General features: G+C 32.2%; 24 protein-coding genes. 5 read left to right on the top strand and 19 right to left on the bottom strand.

Features of this window, described 5'->3' with window-relative positions:
* Window positions 1-2 precede the first annotated feature (2 nt).
* The 17 genes from NBH14_RS07195 to NBH14_RS07115 form a co-directional block, all read right to left on the bottom strand.
* Window positions 3-2,054, bottom strand: coding sequence for a hypothetical protein (locus NBH14_RS07195; protein WP_186960788.1), 2,052 nt, complete (start codon window positions 2,052-2,054; stop codon window positions 3-5).
* Between the two features lie 3 nt (window positions 2,055-2,057).
* On the bottom strand, window positions 2,058-3,872 hold the full coding sequence (locus NBH14_RS07190; protein ID WP_186960787.1) for a hypothetical protein: 1,815 nt from the start codon (window positions 3,870-3,872) through the stop codon (window positions 2,058-2,060).
* Between the two features lie 2 nt (window positions 3,873-3,874).
* Window positions 3,875-4,120 carry a hypothetical protein gene (locus tag NBH14_RS07185; RefSeq protein WP_186960786.1) on the bottom strand — a complete coding sequence of 82 codons (246 nt, stop codon included), beginning with the start codon at window positions 4,118-4,120 and terminating at the stop codon, window positions 3,875-3,877.
* Between the two features lie 71 nt (window positions 4,121-4,191).
* Entirely contained in the window at window positions 4,192-4,494 is a 303-nt protein-coding gene (locus NBH14_RS07180) for a hypothetical protein (protein ID WP_186960785.1), read from the bottom strand.
* A 66-nt stretch (window positions 4,495-4,560) separates the two neighbouring features.
* On the bottom strand, window positions 4,561-5,040 hold the full coding sequence (locus tag NBH14_RS07175; RefSeq protein WP_186960784.1) for a phage tail tube protein: 480 nt from the start codon (window positions 5,038-5,040) through the stop codon (window positions 4,561-4,563).
* A 7-nt stretch (window positions 5,041-5,047) separates the two neighbouring features.
* Window positions 5,048-5,425: a tail completion protein gp17 gene (gene gp17, locus NBH14_RS07170; RefSeq protein ID WP_186960783.1), complete on the bottom strand. Its 378-nt coding sequence runs from the start codon at window positions 5,423-5,425 to the stop codon at window positions 5,048-5,050.
* Window positions 5,403-5,864, bottom strand: a complete 462-nt coding sequence (locus tag NBH14_RS07165) for a hypothetical protein (protein WP_186960782.1) — start codon at window positions 5,862-5,864, stop codon at window positions 5,403-5,405. Before NBH14_RS07165 ends, gp17 begins: the two co-directional genes overlap by 23 nt.
* Window positions 5,857-6,174, bottom strand: coding sequence for a phage head closure protein (locus NBH14_RS07160; RefSeq protein WP_186960781.1), 318 nt, complete (start codon window positions 6,172-6,174; stop codon window positions 5,857-5,859). The genes NBH14_RS07165 and NBH14_RS07160 overlap by 8 nt, the downstream gene beginning before the upstream one ends.
* Window positions 6,174-6,470 carry a head-tail connector protein gene (locus tag NBH14_RS07155; RefSeq protein ID WP_186960780.1) on the bottom strand — a complete coding sequence of 99 codons (297 nt, stop codon included), beginning with the start codon at window positions 6,468-6,470 and terminating at the stop codon, window positions 6,174-6,176. Before NBH14_RS07155 ends, NBH14_RS07160 begins: the two co-directional genes overlap by 1 nt.
* Window positions 6,471-6,489: 19 nt before the next feature.
* Window positions 6,490-7,668 (bottom strand): phage major capsid protein, encoded by a 1,179-nt coding sequence (locus NBH14_RS07150; RefSeq protein ID WP_186960779.1) that lies wholly within the window; start codon window positions 7,666-7,668, stop codon window positions 6,490-6,492.
* On the bottom strand, window positions 7,668-8,222 hold the full coding sequence (locus NBH14_RS07145) for an HK97 family phage prohead protease (RefSeq protein WP_186960778.1): 555 nt from the start codon (window positions 8,220-8,222) through the stop codon (window positions 7,668-7,670). The genes NBH14_RS07150 and NBH14_RS07145 overlap by 1 nt, the downstream gene beginning before the upstream one ends.
* Window positions 8,223-8,293: 71 nt before the next feature.
* Entirely contained in the window at window positions 8,294-8,791 is a 498-nt protein-coding gene (locus tag NBH14_RS07140) for a hypothetical protein (protein WP_186960777.1), read from the bottom strand.
* Between the two features lie 100 nt (window positions 8,792-8,891).
* Window positions 8,892-9,257 carry a hypothetical protein gene (locus NBH14_RS07135; protein ID WP_186960776.1) on the bottom strand — a complete coding sequence of 122 codons (366 nt, stop codon included), beginning with the start codon at window positions 9,255-9,257 and terminating at the stop codon, window positions 8,892-8,894.
* Entirely contained in the window at window positions 9,238-10,479 is a 1,242-nt protein-coding gene (locus NBH14_RS07130; RefSeq protein ID WP_186960775.1) for a phage portal protein, read from the bottom strand. Before NBH14_RS07130 ends, NBH14_RS07135 begins: the two co-directional genes overlap by 20 nt.
* A 10-nt stretch (window positions 10,480-10,489) precedes the next feature.
* Complete coding sequence (locus NBH14_RS07125) at window positions 10,490-12,112, bottom strand: terminase large subunit (protein ID WP_186960774.1); 1,623 nt, start codon at window positions 12,110-12,112, stop codon at window positions 10,490-10,492.
* On the bottom strand, window positions 12,112-12,495 hold the full coding sequence (locus NBH14_RS07120) for a phage terminase small subunit P27 family (RefSeq protein ID WP_186960773.1): 384 nt from the start codon (window positions 12,493-12,495) through the stop codon (window positions 12,112-12,114). The genes NBH14_RS07125 and NBH14_RS07120 overlap by 1 nt, the downstream gene beginning before the upstream one ends.
* 39 nt (window positions 12,496-12,534) lie before the next feature.
* Window positions 12,535-13,965 carry a putative phage abortive infection protein gene (locus NBH14_RS07115; protein ID WP_186960772.1) on the bottom strand — a complete coding sequence of 477 codons (1,431 nt, stop codon included), beginning with the start codon at window positions 13,963-13,965 and terminating at the stop codon, window positions 12,535-12,537.
* Window positions 13,966-14,171: 206 nt separating this feature from the next.
* Here NBH14_RS07115 and NBH14_RS07110 point away from each other — a divergent pair, with 206 nt between their 5' ends.
* The 5 genes from NBH14_RS07110 to NBH14_RS07090 all read left to right on the top strand — a co-directional run bounded on the left by NBH14_RS07110 (window position 14,172) and on the right by NBH14_RS07090 (window position 18,357).
* Window positions 14,172-14,618, top strand: a complete 447-nt coding sequence (locus NBH14_RS07110; RefSeq protein WP_186960771.1) for a hypothetical protein — start codon at window positions 14,172-14,174, stop codon at window positions 14,616-14,618.
* Window positions 14,581-14,880 carry an HNH endonuclease gene (locus NBH14_RS07105; RefSeq protein ID WP_186960770.1) on the top strand — a complete coding sequence of 100 codons (300 nt, stop codon included), beginning with the start codon at window positions 14,581-14,583 and terminating at the stop codon, window positions 14,878-14,880. Before NBH14_RS07110 ends, NBH14_RS07105 begins: the two co-directional genes overlap by 38 nt.
* A gap of 816 nt (window positions 14,881-15,696) precedes the next feature.
* The gene (locus NBH14_RS07100) at window positions 15,697-16,518 is read left to right on the top strand and encodes a hypothetical protein (RefSeq protein WP_186960769.1); all 822 of its coding nucleotides are present in this window, start codon (window positions 15,697-15,699) and stop codon (window positions 16,516-16,518) included.
* A 311-nt stretch (window positions 16,519-16,829) separates the two neighbouring features.
* Entirely contained in the window at window positions 16,830-17,018 is a 189-nt protein-coding gene (locus tag NBH14_RS07095) for a hypothetical protein (RefSeq protein ID WP_186960768.1), read from the top strand.
* Between the two features lie 622 nt (window positions 17,019-17,640).
* The gene (locus NBH14_RS07090) at window positions 17,641-18,357 is read left to right on the top strand and encodes a hypothetical protein (protein WP_186960767.1); all 717 of its coding nucleotides are present in this window, start codon (window positions 17,641-17,643) and stop codon (window positions 18,355-18,357) included.
* Window positions 18,358-18,508: 151 nt separating this feature from the next.
* On the opposite strand, the gene NBH14_RS07085 is transcribed toward NBH14_RS07090, so the two are convergent.
* On the bottom strand, window positions 18,509-19,567 hold the full coding sequence (locus tag NBH14_RS07085) for an Ig-like domain-containing protein (RefSeq protein ID WP_186960766.1): 1,059 nt from the start codon (window positions 19,565-19,567) through the stop codon (window positions 18,509-18,511).
* A gap of 370 nt (window positions 19,568-19,937) precedes the next feature.
* The gene (locus NBH14_RS07080) at window positions 19,938-21,827 is read right to left on the bottom strand and encodes a recombinase family protein (RefSeq protein WP_186960765.1); all 1,890 of its coding nucleotides are present in this window, start codon (window positions 21,825-21,827) and stop codon (window positions 19,938-19,940) included.
* Between the last annotated feature and the right edge of the window lie 117 nt (window positions 21,828-21,944).

Below are 21,944 nucleotides of genomic sequence, written 5' to 3'. Positions count from 1 at the left end.
AGTTAATTTAGTTCTATCATATTGCATTCTATACTATTATCTTCGTAATCAACAGTTCCGCCTGTAAACAGGAACTTTTTACCAGATAGATAGCTATCTGTGATAATGGAATAAGGGAATATGATTGGTTTTACAATTTGGGCTAGTTTGATCTTTGGCTGTTGATACTGGTTAATGATTCTCTTTATTAATAGTTCCTCTGGTTTATCACTACTATTATAAATGGTATTAGCCAGCTTATCCAGTATTAAACCACCTATTATAGCTTTACTAAACGATAATTCGCTATCATTCTTAGATGTTATTTTAAATTCTATATCATCCAAAGCATTGATATAACTTTCATTTACTACATTCTCATACTTAGTATCTTCTTTATTATCATCCTTTGTTACAGTTGAATAACTAACCTTCTGGCTATCAATTGTTATATCCTTTAGAAAGAAATAAGTGACTGCTGTTTCAAATTTGGGATTATAAAGAACTAACTCCAAGTCACCTATTATAACCTTGTCAAAATTAATGATCGTACCAGTAAGATCATTAACACCTTGCGTAAAGTCGTTTGTATTCCTTGCGTAAAACCATTCACCAACTACGTTCTTTCTTGTTATGTCAGTATATATCTTAAATGAGTTATTAGAATTAATTGTCCAAGTTGTTCCGTTATACCAATAATCTCCACAGCGCAATCTTGCTAATACATATACTCCATCTAAATCAAAATTGTCTGTACCACCAATTTTATAATTAAAATCACCTATGTAACCGTTTAAATCATCAGCTAAAGGATAGATCTGGAAATTGACAGCCAACTTAATTGAAGGATCAAACACTAATGTTGAAGAAGATGTCTTAGTTTTAATGACTGGATATTTAGCCAATATAGTTGAATCTGATTGTCTACATAAGAATGTATTATTACCTACTGTTGAATAACCATCTTCATATTGCTTTATTTCAATCATTTTATCCCAATTCAATTTATTTGGCATATTATCAATTTCATAATTCGATTGTTGTACAGCTATTGAACCAGCTAATTGTTTTCCAACATTGTTAAACATACTATCAGATGTTGATTCATAACTATTTGATGAAGTATTATATTTATAAGTGAATAATTGGACCACTGTTGTATCATAGTACTCTTTCTGATACCTTTTACCATCTCTATCCATTGCTTTATGATGTAATTTTGTATCATTAGCAAATTCCAGTTCTGGATATAGCTGATCTTTATCTGCTTCATAATCACTATCTATGATAACAACTTTATTATATCCACCTAAAAGAGATAAGCTATTACTATTACCTTTAGATGGTATTGCTTGTAAGTTAATAGTAGAAGATAATATAACAGATGTATTAGTGAGTATATTAGTGTATGCTGTTTTACCTGCCTTTATATAGTCTACATCTATGAAATAGACACAACCGTCATACTCCGTTACAGTCCAATTAAGAAACTTACATACTTCTTCCAGACATTCTTTTAAAGTCATAGCTTTACCATCTTCATCAATGAAGTTAGCTGTACTAACAGTAATCCCATCTAAAGAAGAAGTATAGGTATTGGGAATATAAACGGCTCTAAAATCTCCTTTGCTTTCAGTAATACATTTCCTAATCAATCCAAGTAAAGAGATAGTAGATCCTTCCTGTTTATAGTCTATATACTCTAAAGTAGATAAGGCTGATATACATTCTATTTCCAATTCAAACAGGCTGTTATCATAATCCTGTGAATATAGTTCTGGCGTTATAAAGCCTGTCCAGATAACAGAACCAGCTTTCACCAAATTTACTTTAAACTTTTGGTATTGGGTACTAAATAACTTCTGTAGGTAATCACTACCTACCAATTTTAATGTAGCACCACTGAATCTGGTTGGAGTATATAAAAAATCTTCATCGTTTACATCTACTATAAATGGTGGCGTACCACCTGTAAGTTCTACAGGTAATCCAGTTCCACCATCTTCCAGTATTTGTACAGTTAAGGCTTCACCATCTACATTAGTAAACGGTACTGTATATATCAGGTTATACATTGATTATTTGTATTTATTTGTCTTACTTGCTTGTGCATTCAAAACACCTACTAGTTCTTTACCTTTGAGTTTAAATTCAACTGTTCCACCATTTAAAGAAGCAGCTCCTCCTTTACCATCTAAGAGGTTAAACAGGTTCTTCTGTTGTCTGTTGTTCAGAATCATTTCACCGCTATTTACCCTGGCTATCATATTATCCCCTATAAAGGAATTGCCACTAAATATACCACCACCAGCAAACTTAGGAATCGAAGCCATTGCCGCAATAACAGAAGCACCAGCAGCTAAAGCCATAATCCAACCAACAAAAGGTATAGAAGCCACAGACGACATAGCACCAGTAACGGCTGCTTCACTATTGGCTGTAGCTTCTGCTTTCTTTGTTACGGTTAATGTAGCAATAGCAGGTATAGCAGCAGCTATAGCAGTGAGTATATTAGCTCCCCAACTAATCCAAGCAGCAGCACCTTCATTTGTCAGATTGGTTACTGATCCCATTATAGAACCAATAGCATTTAAAGAATCAGCATAGCTATAATTTGATTCTATTACACTGTTGTCGATAGGCTTAATATCCAATGCACCGCTTTTAATATCCTCCTTAACATTCTTTCCTTTTACTGATAGTGTCGGAATCTTCTGTTTATTAACTAGTTCCTTTAAATCACTGGCTTCGCCATATTTTACTTCTACATTTAGATGTGCTTTCTGCTGACTGATCTCCTTTACCATCTTATCAGCAGCAAGTCTGGCTTCTAAAGTAGTTGCTTCATTAAATTTCTTTCGCCATTCAGCCAGTTTCTTATCCAGTTCTGCTAATGAACCTTCTGGTATTATTTCTTTCGCCTTAGTAGTCTTTCCAGAATTATTAACCGTTCTGCCTGTTTCATCCGTTCTCTTTTGTAGACTATATATCTCACGCTCCATTGCATACTGTTCTTTCAGCACATTCAATGTAGCTACTCTTTTGTCGTCTACTTCTTCCAGTAAAACAGATTGTGTCCTTATAAACTCATTCTGTTTATCATACTGCTGTAATGCTTCCTTTCCTTCCTTACTAAGAGTAGATATAGTAGTAGCACCAAAAGAAGAAGGAACTGTAGTAGTTGTAGTATATTTACGTTCTAACGCTGCTCTCTCTTTCTTATACTTATCTATTTCAGACAATACACTACCATCTGATTTATTAGTATGCTTAAAGAAGTAATCCAATGTTTCTCTATCCACATCAACTCCATAATTAGCTTTATATGTTTTAGATAGTCCTTCTTCACTGGACTTTATATAATCAGCAGTTTCTTTAGACAGGTGCTTTACAGCCATTGCCATCTTTTCAGCTGCTATTTTTCTTTCATCCAGACTTTTATTAGTGTCTTTGGCTACAGTCTCGTATTGCTCGATCTCTTTTAAATCCTCTGCTTTAATATATGACAGGGATAGCTTTTTATCTGCCAGTTCATCCATTAAAGCAGATAATTCTTTCAGGTTTGTAAAGGCAGCAATAATACCATTACTAAATACGCTCCAGTCACCAGTAGTTAATGATCTAAAGAAAGCATCTACTGAATCTCTGGCTGCATTCATATTGTTATCGAACATATCACTGGTAGTCTGATTGCTGCGCATCATCTTATTGAGTGCTTCACCTGCACTAATTGCTAATCCAATACCGCCAGCAAACTTAGTAAAAGCACCAATAGCACCACTGGAAAATCCTTGTATCTTCTGCTGGAATCCCTGTATTTGCTTACTGGATTTACCTATATTCTGATCGAACTGCTGTGTATTAAGTATTAGCCTTGTAATTAAATCAGCCATTATTATAATAGTGTTAAGGTTTGATTTGCTTTATCTTTTAATCGCTGTACATCTTCATTAGTAATAATAGTTTCTTTACTAACATCTTCTGGCTTATCCCAAGTAAAAGTAAGTATATCGGTTGGTTTCAGTTTCTTTGTATTATTAACCTGTGCAGTAACATAACCGATAAATCTAGCCTGTTCCCAACCTGCCTTATTTTTATTTTCCAGACCATTAAAACAGGCTTCTACTTCATACCATTGCATACGATCCAGAAAGTAATCTGGCTGTATTCCACATTCTACTACTATGATACTATATAAGTCTGATATGGCTATTACTTTTTTTTTGCTGTATCTTCTTCTTTAAATGGTTCCAGTTGTCCTTGCTTCTGAAATTCAGTAGTAAGATAATTCTGAATATCAATTACCAAAGCAGGTTTAGAATCACATTCATCTATAAAATCATCAAACAGTAAAGTACATTCTGGATTATTAGCCAGTATCATAGAATAGTAGAATATATACCAGTCCATCAAATTCTCCAGATTGAATATTTTACCTGTCAACTTCTCAAATACAAACATTGCTCTAATGCTGTACTTCACTTTATATGTGTTGTCTTTAATTGTTATTTCCATAGTCTATATATAAGTAAAGCCCTTACACCCCTATAGCAGAGATATAAAGGCTTTAGAAATTAAAAATTAAGCAGATACTTTCGCTAGTGCTCCCACACCTTCAAAAGAAGCTGTAAATGTTGCGTTATCTCCATTTGGTGCATTTAGTTCCAGACTGGTAATAACTACCTTTCCTTTATATTGTCCAGTAGTTACAGGTGTCCATCCTCCTGTTGGTACTTCATCCGCTTTACTAGCGTAATCTTTTTCCAGACTGAATACTACATCTATTTCCTTTCTTCCTGTCATTAGATCAAACAGATCATCATAAGTAGAACCTTCTCCATCTAAAGAGAACAGATTATCTGTACTCATATTCCAGCTTAGTTTACGTACAGCCTTAGATACCCATTTACCACCAGAATCTTTAGAACTAGTTTCTACTGTTTCTGCACTCATAGAAAGTTTATGGCTGGTTGCAAAGGCTATTGATTTGTATGTAATAGACTGACCACTGCCAGTGCCTATAAATAACATCAAATCACTACCGTCAATTGGTTTTCCCATAGTTATATTATTTGTTTATAGTTAAATTAAAACTTAGTGTTTGTACATAAGCATCATCTGTATAATCTTCATCAGCAGATTCCAGTTTAATGCTTTGTATATCATCATATCTTTTATCTTCCAATATATTTCTTATTATTCCAGCTATTTCTATACTCTCTGCATAATTAGTAGATACACATATAATATCAATTATTACATTGTCCTTAAAATGGAAGTCTTTGGTGTAGTCTGGAATAATATTATTTCTCTTATATACAATAAATGGAAAAGTAGTTTCTTTTTCCACTATAATAGGATATATCTTATTATTAACAAAGGCTGTAAGATCACTATTACCATTTAAAAGAGAAAAGATTACTTTACCTACCTTTAAACTGTCCATTTACTTTTAGTATAGATTGGGTTATTATATTATTCATACTATTACTTATTTCTGATTCTTTGGCTTCTCTGGCTTTTTTGAAGAAGTTAGTAGCCTTAATACTTCCTGTAGACGGTCTGCCTTTAGTTTGTTTCTTATAACGTGTCTTAGTCCCAAGCTCAAAGAATTTTAGTCTAAAGTCTCCCAGTATGTGAACCTTACCTTCTGTAACTTCCTTATTGATACTGGACTTAATACCAGATGAAAAGGTTTTACCGTTCCATCTGTTTCTAGCATTAGGATTCTTAATTACCTGCCTAAAATTCTTTCTAACCTCTTTAACCAGTATGCCAGTAGCTTTTCTAAGTGCAGTTCTATGTGCTTTCTTTTGCTTTTTACTATCCAGTTCAGCAAACATTTCTAGCACCTGCTTTGTATCGACTACCGCTGCATTACTCATTTACCAGTTCTCCAATAATAGTTGTTGATTGTTTTAATCTATCCTCATTAATTGACAGGATTCTATACAGTTTCTTATTATACAGTACTCTCATTGATTCATCTATCTTATGATAGCTTCTAACAATAAATGTGACTGTATAGGTATTAATGATCTCCTGATTCTCGATAGTCCTGTTACCTGTATTGTACTTTACGTTACCTCTGGTTATAATATAGTTTTCCCAATATGTAACTTCCTGTCCATAATCATTTTTAGCAGTAGTCGCACGTTTAAAAGTAACAGGTTCTGTTAATAGTCCTGCTCTCATTACTTGTAGTTTTTATATAGTGATATAAGGTAATCGAAAGTATAGGGTACTTTATTAATAGAAGTATAGGCTACAGGTTCTCTGTTAGCATATAAGTTACCAACTAATAAAAGAATAGCAGCTTTTACAGCAGGTGGTAATTCTCCACCTACTGTAATGCTGGCTAGCTGAACATTTAAGTTTATAGCTACAGCATCTTCTGCTACATCTATTAAAGCTAGTATATACTCATCATCATCCTTAAATGAATTATCAACTAACAGATGTTTCTTTGCTTCGCATAAAGTTACATACATAGCTTATTCATTGTTAAGGTTACGCTTTCAGTACTTTAGTAACGAATGCTTCCTCTCTACGTGGTTTAGCATCAAAGTAAGCATTGATAACCAATCTTACTTTACCTTTAGCAGCCTGTGTATATGGATCTACAGTTAAGTCGATACCTCCCCACTGACCAATTACATAATCAGAGAAATTACCCATTACTACACCTTTACCAGCTACAGCAGAAGTACAAAGAACTGGATAACCATTTACTTCGTTTCCTTCCATCAGATACTTACCTGTATCAGTCCCTTTATCTGTAGTTTTAAGATCTGCTTTAGCAGATGGGGATACAATATATTTAATATCACCTCTTACATTGGCTTCTTCCAGTTCAGCTTCCATAGCTACAATATCCTTATAAGTGATAGCAGCAGTATCAGCAGTTACGCCATTTAGTAAACCTTTAGGTTCATTAGCCGATCCTACGCCAGTACCTAAAATAGTTGCTTCCAGTTTATTAGAAATAGCAGCAACAATATCACGTTTCAACATTTCTTCAGCAGAATTAGAATCCTGTATTAAGAACTGTTTTGATACGTCAATATAAGCGGTCAATCTTTTAGGTTCTAGGTTCACTTCACTAAATATACCAGCACCTTCTGTAGCTTCTGTTACTTCACCAGCCCAAGTAACATTAGAACCAGAATAAGCAGGAATAGATACATTACCAATTAAGCCAGTCATATAAGAAGCACCAGCTTGTACCAGCACTAAATCTGCTCTTAATGGCTCTAGGATTCCTAATTTATCTTCTGCTACATTTTCCTGTCCAGCAGTAGCTACTGTAGCCTGAATGTTTGCTCTTTCTTCGATAGGTAGTACAATTTGTCCGCTGTAAGACTGTCCTGCTTTGCGCATTTCTGCAACACCTGTAGATACAACTTCCTGTGCTCTCTCGTCTAGTTGTCTGTTGTTGGCTACATCATTAATAGCCTTTAACAATGAAAATTTTTCCATAGTTTTAGTTTGTGGTTTATAGTTACGTTTTGTTTCTTCTTCTATTTGTCTGATCTGGCTATCTAAATCTGCAATCTCTTTCTTAATGGAAATAAGTTCACTTTCTTCTCCTTCATTCAGCTTTCTTAGTTCCTTTTCAGCATCAGCGATTAACGTTTCTGCCTTTTTTCTTAGTTGTTCTTTTTGGTCTATTAAAGTCAATGTGTCCATTATAATCCTTCTCTAAGGTTTTGGTAATAGTCCTTTAATTCTTCTGTATCCAGTTCCTGCATCTTTCTACAAGCTACAGATGTATCTGGATACGCAGGTCTATACACAGGGGAAACATCGAATAGTTCTTTAAACTTAGTGATCCGTCTTAGATACTTACCGTCTGTTCTCTTTTCCCATTTATCACCTTCAATAGTAAAGGCAAAAGAAGAAGTAGTAATATCACCTCTTTTAAGTCCTTCCAGTAGTTCATCCCCAAGTGCAGTATTGGGTGCTTCAAATCTATATTTTAAACCAGTACCATCTACAGATAAAGTAAGTGAGCCTTTGCCATATTTTGATCTGGCTAGTACTCCTCTTTCTTCATTATGATTAAGCAGACAAAGAATATCAGATTTATCTAATATATCTTCTAATGCTTCTGGTTCTATAATCTCTGTAAATCCACCTAGATCCCTAGATTCTTTATTGAATACTAAAGCATAGCCTTCAACTTCTCTGGATTCTGGTGTAGTGGTTCTAATTTCATAGTTACAGTTTCGTAGTTCTTTCATTGTCTATATTAATTTTCGCTTATATCAATCCAAATAGGATAATTCTTATCAGGTGGTTCTGTTTCGCCTATTCATATAGCTTTATCCAATTTCCATAATTGTGCTAGTTGTGCTACAGCTTCATTTGTATAATCATTAGTAGATAATCCTTTACCCTCTATTTTGTCTACCTTACCATTTAAAGAAAAAATATCAGCCTTTGTAGCCAGACCTTCTGTTAATTCAGTCTTAGTAGCCAACCCTGTAACATCTGGAATTTTAGTTGTATCAGGCAGTGCGCCGACTTCACTTGCTGTATATACCGGTTTATTTGGCTGTTTAGCCCAATCAGGAACTGTAGGATCTGTTTCTGTAGTCAAATATCCTTTGCTTTCTATTTCCTGTTTGGTATAATAATCAGTAAGATCAACACTACCAGAACCAGTGATCTTATCGTCTACTTCCTTTTTGGTGTATGTATCAGCTTTATCAGCCTTTTCTTCTTTTAGATGGTTAATATCTTCTTTTACTTGTATATCGTTGTAAGGCTCTGGAATTGATTCTTTAATAGTATCTAATTCTGCCTGCAAATCTTTCTGTTGGGTTATATCACCTGTAATTGTTCCTCAAATTGCATTTGTAACTTCACCTCCAGAACCTAAGATCACATTAGCTCTTTTTAGTTCTAAGCTATATTTCATTACCACAGATTTTTGATTTTAAATAAAAGTTTGTTTGTCCTTTCACTACTTCATCATAAAATCCATCTTTAAAGTCTGTATTTATGGTTCTGATAGTGTAGATATAGTTTAATATCCCATCTTCTAACTTATCAAGATCAATGGCATTTAAAGCTATATAATCAATATATTCACCTGCTATAATTCCTGTATATTTATTAATGGAATAACTGCCTTCTATAAATATATCTGGATTAGTAGTAAAGAACTTAATATTAAACTCATTGGTAGCACTAATTCTAAATGGAGTACCATTTATATCTTTCAATACTAAATCTATTAGTATATCACTGCCTTTATATATTTTCTGTACCATCTTCACCATTTAAAGGATTAATATCTGTCTTATCTTTCACTGCATTGTTTAAGGTCTGTATATTTACCTGTACAAATGTGTGATCACCATTTTCTATAGCTTCCAAATCTAAAGCCTTTCTAATTTCATTTGGAGTAATAACCCCAATCTGGAATAAGGTATTATAGTAATTTGCAAGACTAGCCTTATCTGCCCTAAGCAATACAGATGTATCAAAGCGCACATCTATACTATTTCTTTCAGATGGTTTATACAGTTTTCTTTCAAATTCCAGTTCAATCTTTTCTAATAAAGGTGCTAGTGTATCGGTAAGGAATGCCAGTTGTGTAGCTTCCACTGTACTGTAGCTACTTTTACTTAGGTCGAATGCTTTAACTGGTGAAACTCCAAAGAAGCGACAAATGTCTATTACATTAAACTGTCTAGTTTCTAATAGTTGTGCATCAGATGGATTAACTGTAATTGACTGGAAGTCCATATTACCTTCCAGTACAGCTACACCGTTTGGAGTACCTGTAATCGGGCTAAATGTCTTTTGCCAAACCTCACTAATATCTTGCTTCTGCTTTGGTGTTAATGAAGATTGTAATTTAATGATTCCAGCTAAGTTTGCACCACCTTTAAAGAATCCTTCAGCGTGCGCTTCACTATCTGTAGCTAGTCTTAAAGTATTTTTAGCGTGTTGCAGTGTACTGATCCCTGTAATGCCATCATAGCTGAAGTTCAGAATATGGATCATATTTACAGGTTCTACCAGTTGCTTGAATCCTACAACATTGTACATTATGTTATCATTCAAATTAGATACAGTCACTAATTCAGAAGGAATTAATTCCAATGCTACTGCATCCCCTTTGTTATTTCTTTCTATATATGCGTAGCCATTACCTTTTAAGAGAACACTAGTAATTAATGTTTTCATAAAAGTAAATCGGCTCATCTTTTTACTTGGTTCTCTATTTAGTAAATAGTAAGAAGGATGTTCTGTAAACTTCCTTTTGTAACCATTTTTATCAATAAAGTAAGGTTCTAAAGGCAATTGAGCTACAGAATCTCCAATAACATCTACACATCTATAAACTGTAGATAATAGCATAGCTTTGTTATTACTGTAGCTGGAATTGGAATTATATACCAGACTATTAAGTCCATAAGGTGAATATGCCCTTTCTTCTTCTATTACTTGTTTAGGTTTCTTTCTCAAAAAATCAAATAATCCCATAGTTAAGGTTTTATATCGTAAATATTGAATTGCTGTAGTGTGGCGTTTGTAAGTATCCCCCTAATGCCTGTATCATAGCAATCACACCATCTATTTTCTTTTTATCCTGCTGTTTTACAGGCTTTACATTATCACAGTAATCAGATTTAAGTACTACATTCCTAAAGCAGTTTCTAGTAATATCGTTATTGTCTATTACTGCCTGTCCTGATAGTATAAGTCTTTCCAGTTCTTTAGTAGGTCTATTGAAACTGCCTAGTGTTTGTGGATATTCATCTAATGGCAAACCCTGTTCAGTACAATTGATAGCCCATTGAGTAGCATTAAATTTATCATAACTAACTGATACAATATTAACAACTTCTGTGGCTTTAAGCAGATCACTGGTTATATAGTCATAGTCTGTAACATTCCCAGGCGTAACAGTTAATAGTCCTGCTCGCTTCCATAACTTGTATAATTCTTTATCAGTCTTTTCTTCCAATGCTGATTCTGGCAGGTAATAGTGAGTTTTGAAGTAATACTTATCATTATCTACTACTAAATATGATACAGCTGTTAAGTCACTGGTAGCACCTAAATCTACACCTACATAACACTCTTTACCATTTAAAGAAGAAAGATCAACTATATCACTACATTTCACTATATAGTCTTCTGGAATCCAAACAGTAGCAGAATCACACCAGATATTAAGCGTCTTAGTTTTAACTCCAACTTCATCACTGGGATTATTCTTTGCCTGCTGTACCTGTTCCTTGATATATTTTTTAGTAACTGTTACACCTAAATTGGGAGCACATTTACACCAGTTCTTTTCATCCTGCCAATTATCACTACCATCTAAAGAGTAGATAGCAATAAACATACTATCATCTTCCTTTAAATGGTTTAGCACTTCAATAGCTACAGTTCTAAGTTGATAACAGGGTAATGATTTATCAAACCCAGCAGTAGTAATAGTACATAGATGTGGATTTTCACGCATTCCCATAGAGGACTTAATAACGTCTCTCACTTTACTATTTGCAGCAGCGTGGTATTCATCCAATAAACCAAAGCTAGCATTAAAACCATCCAGCTTACTATCGTCAGCAGCCAGTACTTTTAGTTTTGAATTATTAAGGCTAAATAGAATATCTGCCCTATAAGCAGTGAGATATTTACCTTTAGGATCTAGCCCTTTACTAAACTTACTGCACATATCAAAAGCAATTTTAGCTTGCTCTTTACTGTTAGCAGCCAATAAAACTTCTGCACCATCTTCGCCATCAGCAATTAAGTAGTACAAACATAGTGCAGCAGCTAGGGCTGTCTTACCCTGTTTTCTACTTACTTCTATATAACTACTGGTAAATCTTCTTGTACCTGATTCCTTCCAGTACCAGCCTACTATATTAGCTATTATGAACTGCTGCCAGCTTTCTAGTATGAATGATTTACCAGAATGTTTACCTGTATAGTGTCTAAGAGTAGAAATAAACTGAATAGCCCGGTCTACTTTATCTTCTATGAATACCAGATCATCCCTTTGAAGATCGTTCTGGAATCTCTCACAGGTTAGTTTAATGTATTCTCCAACTACAATACTTCCATCTAAAACCTTACTACAATAATCGTAGTATAGTTTCATTAGCGTACTTCTTTAGCAGTCTTTACAAATTGTTCCAGTGGTGAATCTTCTTCTTTCTCTTTATCCAGTTTAGGTAGTTTGGTTCTGGCTTTAGCTGTTAAGCCAAATTCCTGCATAATTTTTACAGCCTGTACTTGTGCATCTTTGGCAATAGTTACAGCAGGATGTTTGACTATATTTCCCTGTACATTAGTGATAGTTGCACCTTCACGCTCAAGCTGTTTAGAAGCAGCGATAAACATACTGTAGTTTCTGGCTAGCATATCTAGTGCAGCAGTATCTACATTTTCCAATACTCCTGATTCTTCCAATCTTTGCAGTACGTCCTTCATATAGTCTTTTGCTTCTTTACAGATGTCAGAAGGTATTTTATAATTTCCCATAAATAGTTAAGATTTTGGTTGTTTCTATATTGGAACCTGTTAGTTGTCAGACAACTTATTTATATCTTTCTTATATTCATTAAGTATATTATTTATAAGAGTATTAGGATTAATACCTATTTCCTTGGCTGTTTTCAATAACTGTAGATCTTCAGGGTACACATCTTTAAATACATCAAACTCTTCTAATAGTTTTACCATCTTAATACTGGAATTACTACTAACTGCATTGAATAAACCTAGTGTTAATTCAAATCTGGATAGCTGTGCTCTAAATAACTCTTTATAGTTCTTCTTATCAGAGAATTCATTAATTGTATCCATTACATAGAACATATTCCTAAAGTAGTGACCTAATATGTGTCCGTATTCTTTATATATAACATCTGCTATCATTGTTATCAATTTCGTAATGTAACTATAGTTCTCATTCTTTAGTAGCTCAATCTCTATACTTCTCGCCCAACTCCATATTTCAAATCGTCCATCATCATCCATATATTTAGGATCTCTTATAATATTCTCATATCCTTTTATTTTAAACCGATTATTATTATCTCTTATCAGGCTTTGGACAGCCTTTAAGTTATATTGTTCAAAGATCTCCTTTACTTTCATATAAGCATCTTTATAATAAATAGAATCGTCTTCTTCTAATGTTAGTATATGCTCAAATATAATAGTTAAAACCCAATATGTATTGGCTTTATCAACAAACCGTTCAAAGGCTCTAGCTCCAACAAGTTCTTTAATGTTATTAGCGTTTGAATAAATGACACTTTCTACTTTCTTAGTATGCAACTCTAATAGCTGGAAGAATATAGTTCGTTCACTATCTTCTCTATATCTTCTTCTTACCTCTTCTATTTGTAGTCTATTATTTTCTTCTGCTTTCTCTGCTCTAACCCTATTGTTTTCCGCTTCTTCTTTAGTTAATGCTATAGTTTCCTTTGCTCTCTTATCTGCGTTTCCAGATGTATATAATACTGCAAGAAATGCCAACAATCCAGTTATTGAAGCGAAAAAAGAACCAAACTCCCCTAATGTTAGTTTTATATCAGGTAAAATAATATTTCGTAAACCATCATAAACTGGTATTAGAAACAATGCAACTGTAATAGAAATAAGTATTATAAAGATTAATCCACTAGACAATGTTAATTCTTTTTTAATTGGAGATACCTCCCAATATAAATAAGACATTAATCCAATAATATAGGATATTGAAATGAAGTCTAAAAATGTATTGATAAGCTGGTTGGTTTCGTTATCTAATAAAGAAGATATAAAGCCATTGTTAGTTCTTATTACTATTAATGTTCCTATTGACAACACAAATAAGATTACATTTACCCACAATTTAAAAGGCTTATTCCTATAGCTGCTAATTAAAAGATATACAAATTTTTTTAAGAAATTCATTTCTACAGTATTTGTAGAATTTGCTGTGTTCATTTGTTCTTGTCCCATAATACTAGTATCTTTAAGTTTTGAAAATTAATATTCTATAATGAAACCAACCTCAAAATCTACACGCGTTACTGTGAGATTGGATGAAGAACTAGACCTTAACCTATCAATTCTCCAACAAGCTACTTCCACAGACAAATCTAAGATAATTAGAATGATTTTAAAAGATTTTTTTGATAATAATGAAGAACTACTAAACCAATACTATGAAAAAGTTAAGACCAGATAGAGAAACACTACTACAATACATTTATGACTATGGCGCAGATCAAACATCTAAACGGTTTGGGATAGAGCCTAAAGATATAGAAGCTATCATTAACCCTTCATCAGAAACAATTGGAGAACACAGGTTTAACTATACTACAAAAGAAGTCAGTGCAGCAGTAGCAGATGTGATTGCTAAAAACTATGAACGTCTAAGGGCTAAATATGTGGGTAATACTACCTATCTGGAATTATCCCAGACAGATGAAGATATATTTCATAATACCTTACTCAAAGTAATATCAGAAGGAATAGAAGATGGTATATTAGATCAAATAGAATACCGAATTAAGATGTTACGCTACCAAACTAAGATGGATCACAAACAACTGAAAAAACTATTTACAAATGCCATATCTAAAGAAGCCTGCCAAACAGAAGAATAGACAGATAAATAGAGAGGATAGAAGGAAGATATATGATACTAGCCAATGGCGTAAACTTAGATCGGCATATCTACAACAGCATCCACTATGCGAGTTATGCCAGCGGGAAGATAAAGTAGTTCCTGCCGTAGATGTACACCATATTATCAGCTTTATGTCTACTAATGACCATTTAAAGAGAAAATGCATAGCTTATAATCCAGATAACCTAATGTCCTTATGTAAAGAATGTCACCAGAAAATACATAATGAAAAAAATTAAAATTTGATTAGAAGATGGTCAACTAAGAATAAAAGAAATAATTGAATCATCAACTCCAGACAAACAATCTACAGATATAAAATCTATATTGCAGGAATGGAAGGATATAGACCATTTAAAGAAGAATATGCTGAATTAATTTGGAGTTACCAGATCATTCTTCTTTTAGATGGTTTAAAACTTAAAAACACTCTAAGATTACCACTAATACACAAATAATTAAACATCAGATATACATACGGTTAAATATTAAGATTGTTGAAAAATCATTTGACAGCCTTGAAAAAAAGCAGTATCTTTGTATTATAAGAAAAAGGATAAATAGTGTGTTAGGTAACTTGCTACAAATATACTTAGAGTTAAAAATTTATCCTGTGTGTAAGTAAATTAAACGAAATAGAGCCAGATGTTAATCTGGTTTTATTTTATGTCTACTGAAAAATTACCGTGTACAAATTGATAAAATTTACTAGTCACATAATTATTTTACCGTCCTCATAGAAAACATTTACCGTTATTCTACATTCCATAGTGCTAAAATATTTACCGTGTACAAGGTGGTAATTTTTACCGTTCTACTACACTCCAGTACTCCATTCCTATTAGTACGCTATCAGCCCTATCGGGCTTCAGACGTTCCTAGATCAATTATTTTTTATCAAGTTTAAAAAATCAAATATATGATAGTCTATAAACCAACTGGACAAATATTTCAGAATCGAAAAGAAGCCAAAATCTATTTTGGAACAGCAGAATATAATAGATGCTTAGAAAGAAGAGATTTTATATTTACTAAAACTAATTCACTTGCTTTCAATGAATCAATCAATAAAACTACCATTTAAAGGTTACACCACTATGAACATATCAGCTGCATATACATTAAGCTGTCCAGATTTATACAGATTCTTCGTATTGTCTTTAACCACTGATAAAAAGACTTTAAAAACAGATACTACTTTAGATCAACTAGCTAGTTTCGTTGGAGAAAGTAGAAGAAATTATGATTCAGGTAAAATAAATACGGCTTTAACTGATAGATTAGCCGAATCTGGAGAAGTGGAAATAGAACATATTAGGGCAAAATCTCTAAAAGAGAATAAGGAAGTAAATAGAATCATCTATGCTTTTAAAGAAGCAATTCCAACTAAATACAGAAGAATCAGCAGAGGCTTTATAAATCTGGACTTATCAATTAAACTAAAAGGTTATTTACTGAAACTCTTCGCTTTGGCAGATGCACATAGTTATCATATCAGTTACTCTGCCACAGCAATAGCTAAAGAATTTAAAATGGCTAAAGTAACTGTAAGTAAATATAATAATGAACTAATAAACAAAGGCTTTCTCTCTTTAAATGGTGCTGGTTTCGATTTACATATAGAAAGTTTTCTGATAGATATGCTAAAAGGTCAATCTGTAGAAGTAGAACTATTGATACAGAAAGTAGAGAATGTAATACTTATTATGAAAGAATCAGATGTACAATTACCTAGATCATATATGCAATATCTGGCAGCAAAGAAAGATAACTTTAAGAAAATACGCAATATGGAGTATTTTATGAACTATGTTATATCTGGAGTTCCATATAAAAGTAAAGAAGATTCAGAGCCAATAGAGGATATTTATCTGTAAAATAAGTTTTGATAGTGCATTTTTAAGCGTAGAACCATTTAAAGAAGAAAAGGGTATAATCCATCCAAAATAAAATGGAATGGCTAAAAATGCCTTAAACAGAATCAATACTATATAACCGAATTAATTTGGCTATTTCATCTTTAAATGGTTATAACCTTAAAATATAGATTAGAAATATTCATAGATAGAAAATTATAAGACCACTTAACAACAAACTTTATACAAAACCAATATGATAGCTTATATACTTATATCAAATGCACTATCGAATCTAGTTTTAATATATGCTGGATATTTACTAATCAAAGATGAATACAATAAATTTAAAAGTAATAAAAGAAATGGAATCAATTAATCTATCAGTACAAACAGTACAGGCAATTTTTAACTATTTGGCAGTTCAGCCCTATAAAGATGTAGCAGTTTTAATAGCTGATCTTCAAAGTGATATTAACGCTCAACCATCTAAAGAAGAAATAGAGGATAAACCAGAATAGATCTGGCATTCTTCCTTTAAATGGTGCTACACTAGATATACATAGCCAAATAGATACTTCTTTATAATTTTAATTTACAACACAATGGATAAATTTGAACAAGACGAACTAATAGGCAGATCCTGATTTGAAGGATTTGTAAAGCAATTGAAAGCAGCTACTACCTGACAGCCAACTACAGGTAAATATGATTTTGTAGATGGATATGTAGTACAGGATAATAAAAAGGCAGTAGTAGAGATTAAAACCAGAACCCCAGCTTATGCTAAGTTTTTTAGCCATTGGATAGAGTTAGATAAGTATATGAACCTGACAAAAGCTAAGATAGATGGTAATTGCTCTAAAGCCTGATATGTGAATTTCTTTGGTAAAGATGTTATGTACATCTATGATTTGAAGCATATTAGTACTACTACCTGTCCATTAATAAAAAAATGAGTGCCAAAGACTACAGCTGCAAATAATGGCTATGAATATAAGCAGTTTCTAGATATTCCTACTAAGTATGCTATTAGATTTGAGAGAGTTAATAATAAATGAACAAGAGTAAACTAAAAAAAAAGCCTAGCAGTTGATTCTGTTAGGCTTTTTTGTATATTTGTTAATATTTTAATTGAGTAATATGAAAAATACAAAGTTAGAATTTCCTCAAAAAGAAGAAAGAGATTATTGGTATTGGATGGTTAAGCAAGTGATAGATGTTGTGCCTTATGGAAATATATTATCTGAAATATTATCAGAATATTTACCTTCTTCTTTTGAAAGACGAAAAGAAAAATGGTTTAAAGAAGTAGCTAATAGGTTAGATGAATTAATAGCAAAAGATAATAATCTTATAAATCGCCTAAAAAATGATGAAGAATTTATTTCTCTTTTGTTAGAAACTACTCAAAGGGCATTAAGAACTCATTTAGATGAGCAAATGAATTTATATGCTTGTATATTAAAAAATTCAATATTAATAGATGTCTCTTATTATTTGAAGTCAATATTTGTCAGATATATAGAAGAATTACACCCTGTACAAATACTATTTATGAATTATATATATTTAAATAAAGATAAATTATTTCAGATAGATTCGTTTTCAGATTATTATTATCTATTTGAAAAGGATAATAACATTATAGATCTAACTATAGATAATATGTGGTTTTTTCTGATGGATTTGGAAAAACGTGGACTTATTTATGTAAGTAATAATTTAAATCCTCCAGAATTGAAAGTGGCAAAAACATTTGAGAGTTTTAATGTTAAATGTGAAGATCCCATATTAGATCAGCCTTATATTTCTATAAATGAATTGGGTGTCATTTTTTTACAGATGATAAAAGAATAAAGAGTCACAAATTAAACTATGTTAGCAAGGATTGTGTAACTTTGCTAACACAGTTCAAGCTGTTTTATGGACAGTGTCGTCTAAATAGACAGGACTTTCTATTTATATGGTTTCTAGTCTAATAACTATGACAATTATATCATAGATAGTCTTATTCATAGTAGCTAATAGAAGCTACATAATCATCATCATTATCTTTAGTTTCTTTACGTTGGATTTTAGTAGGATAGCCATCTTTATCAAATGTATAAGAAAAGGAAAACTGAGAATAATTATTTATTACAGATTCTTCTAGCTTTGTAGAACATTTTCCATATAATCCCATATAATGAAATAGAAAGTTGTAATCATCAGTCATCATACCGTCATAATCAATTAAAAATGGGAATATATGGGCTTTATTATCATATTTAGTATAATGAAATTTAGGTTTTTCAAAAGGTCCAGAATTACCATCAACTATCTGGATTAAATTACCCTCTGAATAAATGAATTCTATAGGCATATAGGAAGAACCATTATCACTGATATATTGTGATTTGCTTAAAAAATTATCAGTATATTCAAAGGTTACGGTATTACCATAGTTACCATTCATATTATCAATGAATCCATTATTGTTCAGTTTAATGCAAAAGGTATCACGATCTGTATGTTGATCATCTTGTTCATAATCATAGAATATAATCTTATCCTCTTGATAGCTAATAGATCGTTCTCCTTTATATTCAGAGTTTATATATGCAACTTTTTCTAGTCTATCGTCTTTATCATAAAAGAACTCAAGATTAAAAAAACAAGATTCATTAGGCCATTGAATATTCATTGTCTTAATTTTCTTATCCTGAGCTTCTAAAGGTGAATCAGATACGTCAACTTTACAGATTTCAATAATGTTAGGGTATTGTTTCAATTTAAGAGAAATAGTTGCATCACCAGCAGACTCTCCCTTTATAAGCCCTTTATCAGATACTGAAACGATCTGATCATTAGTACTACTCCATATAACATCACCTGAATATTCAGGTTTGGTTGTATAAGTTAATTGTTTTTCTTCTCCTATCTTTAGAGAAAGAGTAACATCACTTAACTGTACTTCTATTTTTCCATCTGGTTGCTCTGGATCAATTGGTTCATCAATAGGGGAATCATCACCTCCACAACTAGTAAGTGTGAATAACGTAAAGAGTACAAATAATATCTTCTTCATAACATCTAAATTTTACCCTTCCTGCTCCCTCTGGTAAGGATTATAAAATATGAAGCGTGGGAACTATTGAATATTACTATTGTGAGGCTCTGGACTGCCCTATACTGGTAATAAACAATAGCCCACGCTAAATAGCTATATAGTCCACCTTCAGGTAGGTATATAATACTAGCGTGAGCGTCTTTGTCTATTATCCCAGTATATAGAATTGTCCAGATTCCACAATAAGATAATATCTTTAACGCTCTTAAATTAAATATGTCCCTTCTAAGAGGTTCAACGCTTTGAGTTTTAGAAGTTGATACAAATGTAAGTAAAGTTTCTAATACAACAAAGCCCACTAGCATAAACTGGTGGGTTTTCGCTATAATTAGTTGAATGGTAGTATAAATCCCATACTTTTACACATTTCTTTCATTTCATCATAAGTATATATTCCTATTTGATCTAGTTTTTTTAGTATATTGTTAAAGTATTCTGTGTTAAGCTGATATATATCTTTTAAGCTTGCTGTTTCCTTCTGTGGATATTTTATTTTTTGTGGTTCTAGTTCTTCTATTTGTCTATACATTTCTTCTTTCTCTTTTTCATCTGTTGTTGTTCTAGCAACTCTAGCTAGAGAACTTATCTTATCACACATAGGAATCTCTGTTTTATCTCCAATAATAAGAAATTTCTTGTCAGTTGGAAAGAATTTTGCATACATATCTTGTATATAATACGCTTGCTTGTCTTTATCCCTACTGCTATAAAGAATATAGTAAATCCCAAATGTTGTATTAACTTTTAGTACTGAATGACTATTTGCAATAGGGTAGGGTAATATTTCTCTTACAAACTCCTTTATTTGCTTTTTTAATTTATTTCTATCTGATTCTATAGATTCTAAGATAGAAGAAGTATAAGAATTATTTAAATGATTATTGATATTACTTTCACATATCTCTATATTCTTCTTTAAATGGTTGATTCTCTCTTTGTTGTCGTTGACTTCTTTGTCTAGCTTCTTTCTCCTGTCTTTAATTTCTGCTATTTCTTCTTCAGTTTCAGCATTTTCTATATAGGAAATTAAGTTGTTCCTTCTTTTTATTAATTTATTGATGCCTAATTCTAATCCATTAATTTCTTCTATATAGCTTTGAATTTGTATTTTTTCTGCTGTAATACGCTTTATCTTCTCATCTTCCCCTAATCTATTTAATTCCATTAATTTACTTTTAACTAAATTCCAAATAATAGATTCAACTTTATTTGCGTCTAAAGCTATAGATAGATTGCAGTTGATGCCATTTTGTTTTGAAACGCAACAATATGCAGTGCTTTTTCCAGAACTTACTGTCTTTGCTGAAAATAGTTTGCCACAATCACTGCATTTAATAAGTTTCTGTAGCAGATGAACTTTAGATCTAGTATATTCTTGGGTACTTCTATTTTTATCTAATTTTTTTTGTACCTTATTAAATGTGTCTTCTTCTATAATAATAGGAATTGTTGTTATATACTTTTCAACTCTTTTGTTTTCATCTTGCTCATCTGGATTAGTAATAGAAACTTCCATTTTACCAGTATAGGCTCTATTTCTTAATATGTTACCAATAGTTCCAGTACCCCAAGCCCTAATATTGCTAATTCCTCGAAGGTATCTACATACCGTTGTTATTGTACCTTCTTTCTCTAAGTACTTGTCAAATATGATTTTGATAAGTTTAGCGGCTTCTTCATCTATAATAATAGTACCTTCATTGTCTTTTGTATAACCAATGGAAGGGACACCACCAATACTTTTGCCTGTTCTGGCATTTTTGCGTTTGCCAGAAGCAAATCTAGTTTTCATAGACTTTAATTCTGTAGCTGCTACATCAAAATGAAAGCCTAACATTTGTTCTAAATAAGTATTTTTAATTTTAGTCTCTGGGGCAATAGTCCATTGTTGTAAGTCTCTAAAGAATATGGGGACTTTGTATTGTTCATTAAATTCTCTAACAAAAAGTCTGCCAGCTATGCTATCTCTGGATAGTCTTGAAACTTCATTAATGAAGATAGCATCTACTTTACCTTCTTTACACGCTTGTTTTAAATTGACTATAGATTCTCTATCTTTTTTTCTTACATCATCTTTACCTGTAACATATTCTCCAAATATAAGATCTTTTGTAACCTCATATCCCAGATTTTTAGCTGTAGGTAGTAAATCTCTTTGCTGTCTATCGTAGTCCTGTGAATCAGTGCTACACCTTAATAATAAAGCTGCTTGTTTCATTTTGATTGTCTGTTTGTTTGCTGCAAATATACGATGAAGAATACTAGATTGTAAACATTTTTATTATTATGAAGGAAGACGATAGCGAAGAAGAATAACATTCGCTTTGACCTTATA

The sequence above is a fragment of the Parabacteroides caecihominis genome (assembly GCF_023656785.1).
GTDB lineage: Bacteria > Bacteroidota > Bacteroidia > Bacteroidales > Tannerellaceae > Parabacteroides > Parabacteroides segnis.
The sequence above is the reverse complement of the archived record's forward strand: the minus strand, read 5'-3'. Positions and strand labels throughout refer to the sequence as shown.

Coding starts and splice junctions, on each gene's coding strand:
- NBH14_RS07195 (WP_186960788.1), bottom strand. CDS start 2,054: ATGTATAACCTGATATATACAGTACCGTTTACTAATGTAGATGGTGAA.
- NBH14_RS07190 (WP_186960787.1), bottom strand. CDS start 3,872: ATGGCTGATTTAATTACAAGGCTAATACTTAATACACAGCAGTTCGAT.
- NBH14_RS07185 (WP_186960786.1), bottom strand. CDS start 4,120: ATGCAATGGTATGAAGTAGAAGCCTGTTTTAATGGTCTGGAAAATAAA.
- NBH14_RS07180 (WP_186960785.1), bottom strand. CDS start 4,494: ATGGAAATAACAATTAAAGACAACACATATAAAGTGAAGTACAGCATT.
- NBH14_RS07175 (WP_186960784.1), bottom strand. CDS start 5,040: ATGGGAAAACCAATTGACGGTAGTGATTTGATGTTATTTATAGGCACT.
- gp17 (WP_186960783.1), bottom strand. CDS start 5,425: ATGGACAGTTTAAAGGTAGGTAAAGTAATCTTTTCTCTTTTAAATGGT.
- NBH14_RS07165 (WP_186960782.1), bottom strand. CDS start 5,864: ATGAGTAATGCAGCGGTAGTCGATACAAAGCAGGTGCTAGAAATGTTT.
- NBH14_RS07160 (WP_186960781.1), bottom strand. CDS start 6,174: ATGAGAGCAGGACTATTAACAGAACCTGTTACTTTTAAACGTGCGACT.
- NBH14_RS07155 (WP_186960780.1), bottom strand. CDS start 6,470: ATGTATGTAACTTTATGCGAAGCAAAGAAACATCTGTTAGTTGATAAT.
- NBH14_RS07150 (WP_186960779.1), bottom strand. CDS start 7,668: ATGGACACATTGACTTTAATAGACCAAAAAGAACAACTAAGAAAAAAG.
- NBH14_RS07145 (WP_186960778.1), bottom strand. CDS start 8,222: ATGAAAGAACTACGAAACTGTAACTATGAAATTAGAACCACTACACCA.
- NBH14_RS07135 (WP_186960776.1), bottom strand. CDS start 9,257: ATGGTACAGAAAATATATAAAGGCAGTGATATACTAATAGATTTAGTA.
- NBH14_RS07130 (WP_186960775.1), bottom strand. CDS start 10,479: ATGGGATTATTTGATTTTTTGAGAAAGAAACCTAAACAAGTAATAGAA.
- NBH14_RS07125 (WP_186960774.1), bottom strand. CDS start 12,112: ATGAAACTATACTACGATTATTGTAGTAAGGTTTTAGATGGAAGTATT.
- NBH14_RS07120 (WP_186960773.1), bottom strand. CDS start 12,495: ATGGGAAATTATAAAATACCTTCTGACATCTGTAAAGAAGCAAAAGAC.
- NBH14_RS07115 (WP_186960772.1), bottom strand. CDS start 13,965: ATGGGACAAGAACAAATGAACACAGCAAATTCTACAAATACTGTAGAA.
- NBH14_RS07110 (WP_186960771.1), top strand. CDS start 14,172: ATGAAAAAGTTAAGACCAGATAGAGAAACACTACTACAATACATTTAT.
- NBH14_RS07105 (WP_186960770.1), top strand. CDS start 14,581: ATGCCATATCTAAAGAAGCCTGCCAAACAGAAGAATAGACAGATAAAT.
- NBH14_RS07100 (WP_186960769.1), top strand. CDS start 15,697: ATGAATCAATCAATAAAACTACCATTTAAAGGTTACACCACTATGAAC.
- NBH14_RS07095 (WP_186960768.1), top strand. CDS start 16,830: ATGAATACAATAAATTTAAAAGTAATAAAAGAAATGGAATCAATTAAT.
- NBH14_RS07090 (WP_186960767.1), top strand. CDS start 17,641: ATGAAAAATACAAAGTTAGAATTTCCTCAAAAAGAAGAAAGAGATTAT.
- NBH14_RS07085 (WP_186960766.1), bottom strand. CDS start 19,567: ATGAAGAAGATATTATTTGTACTCTTTACGTTATTCACACTTACTAGT.
- NBH14_RS07080 (WP_186960765.1), bottom strand. CDS start 21,827: ATGAAACAAGCAGCTTTATTATTAAGGTGTAGCACTGATTCACAGGAC.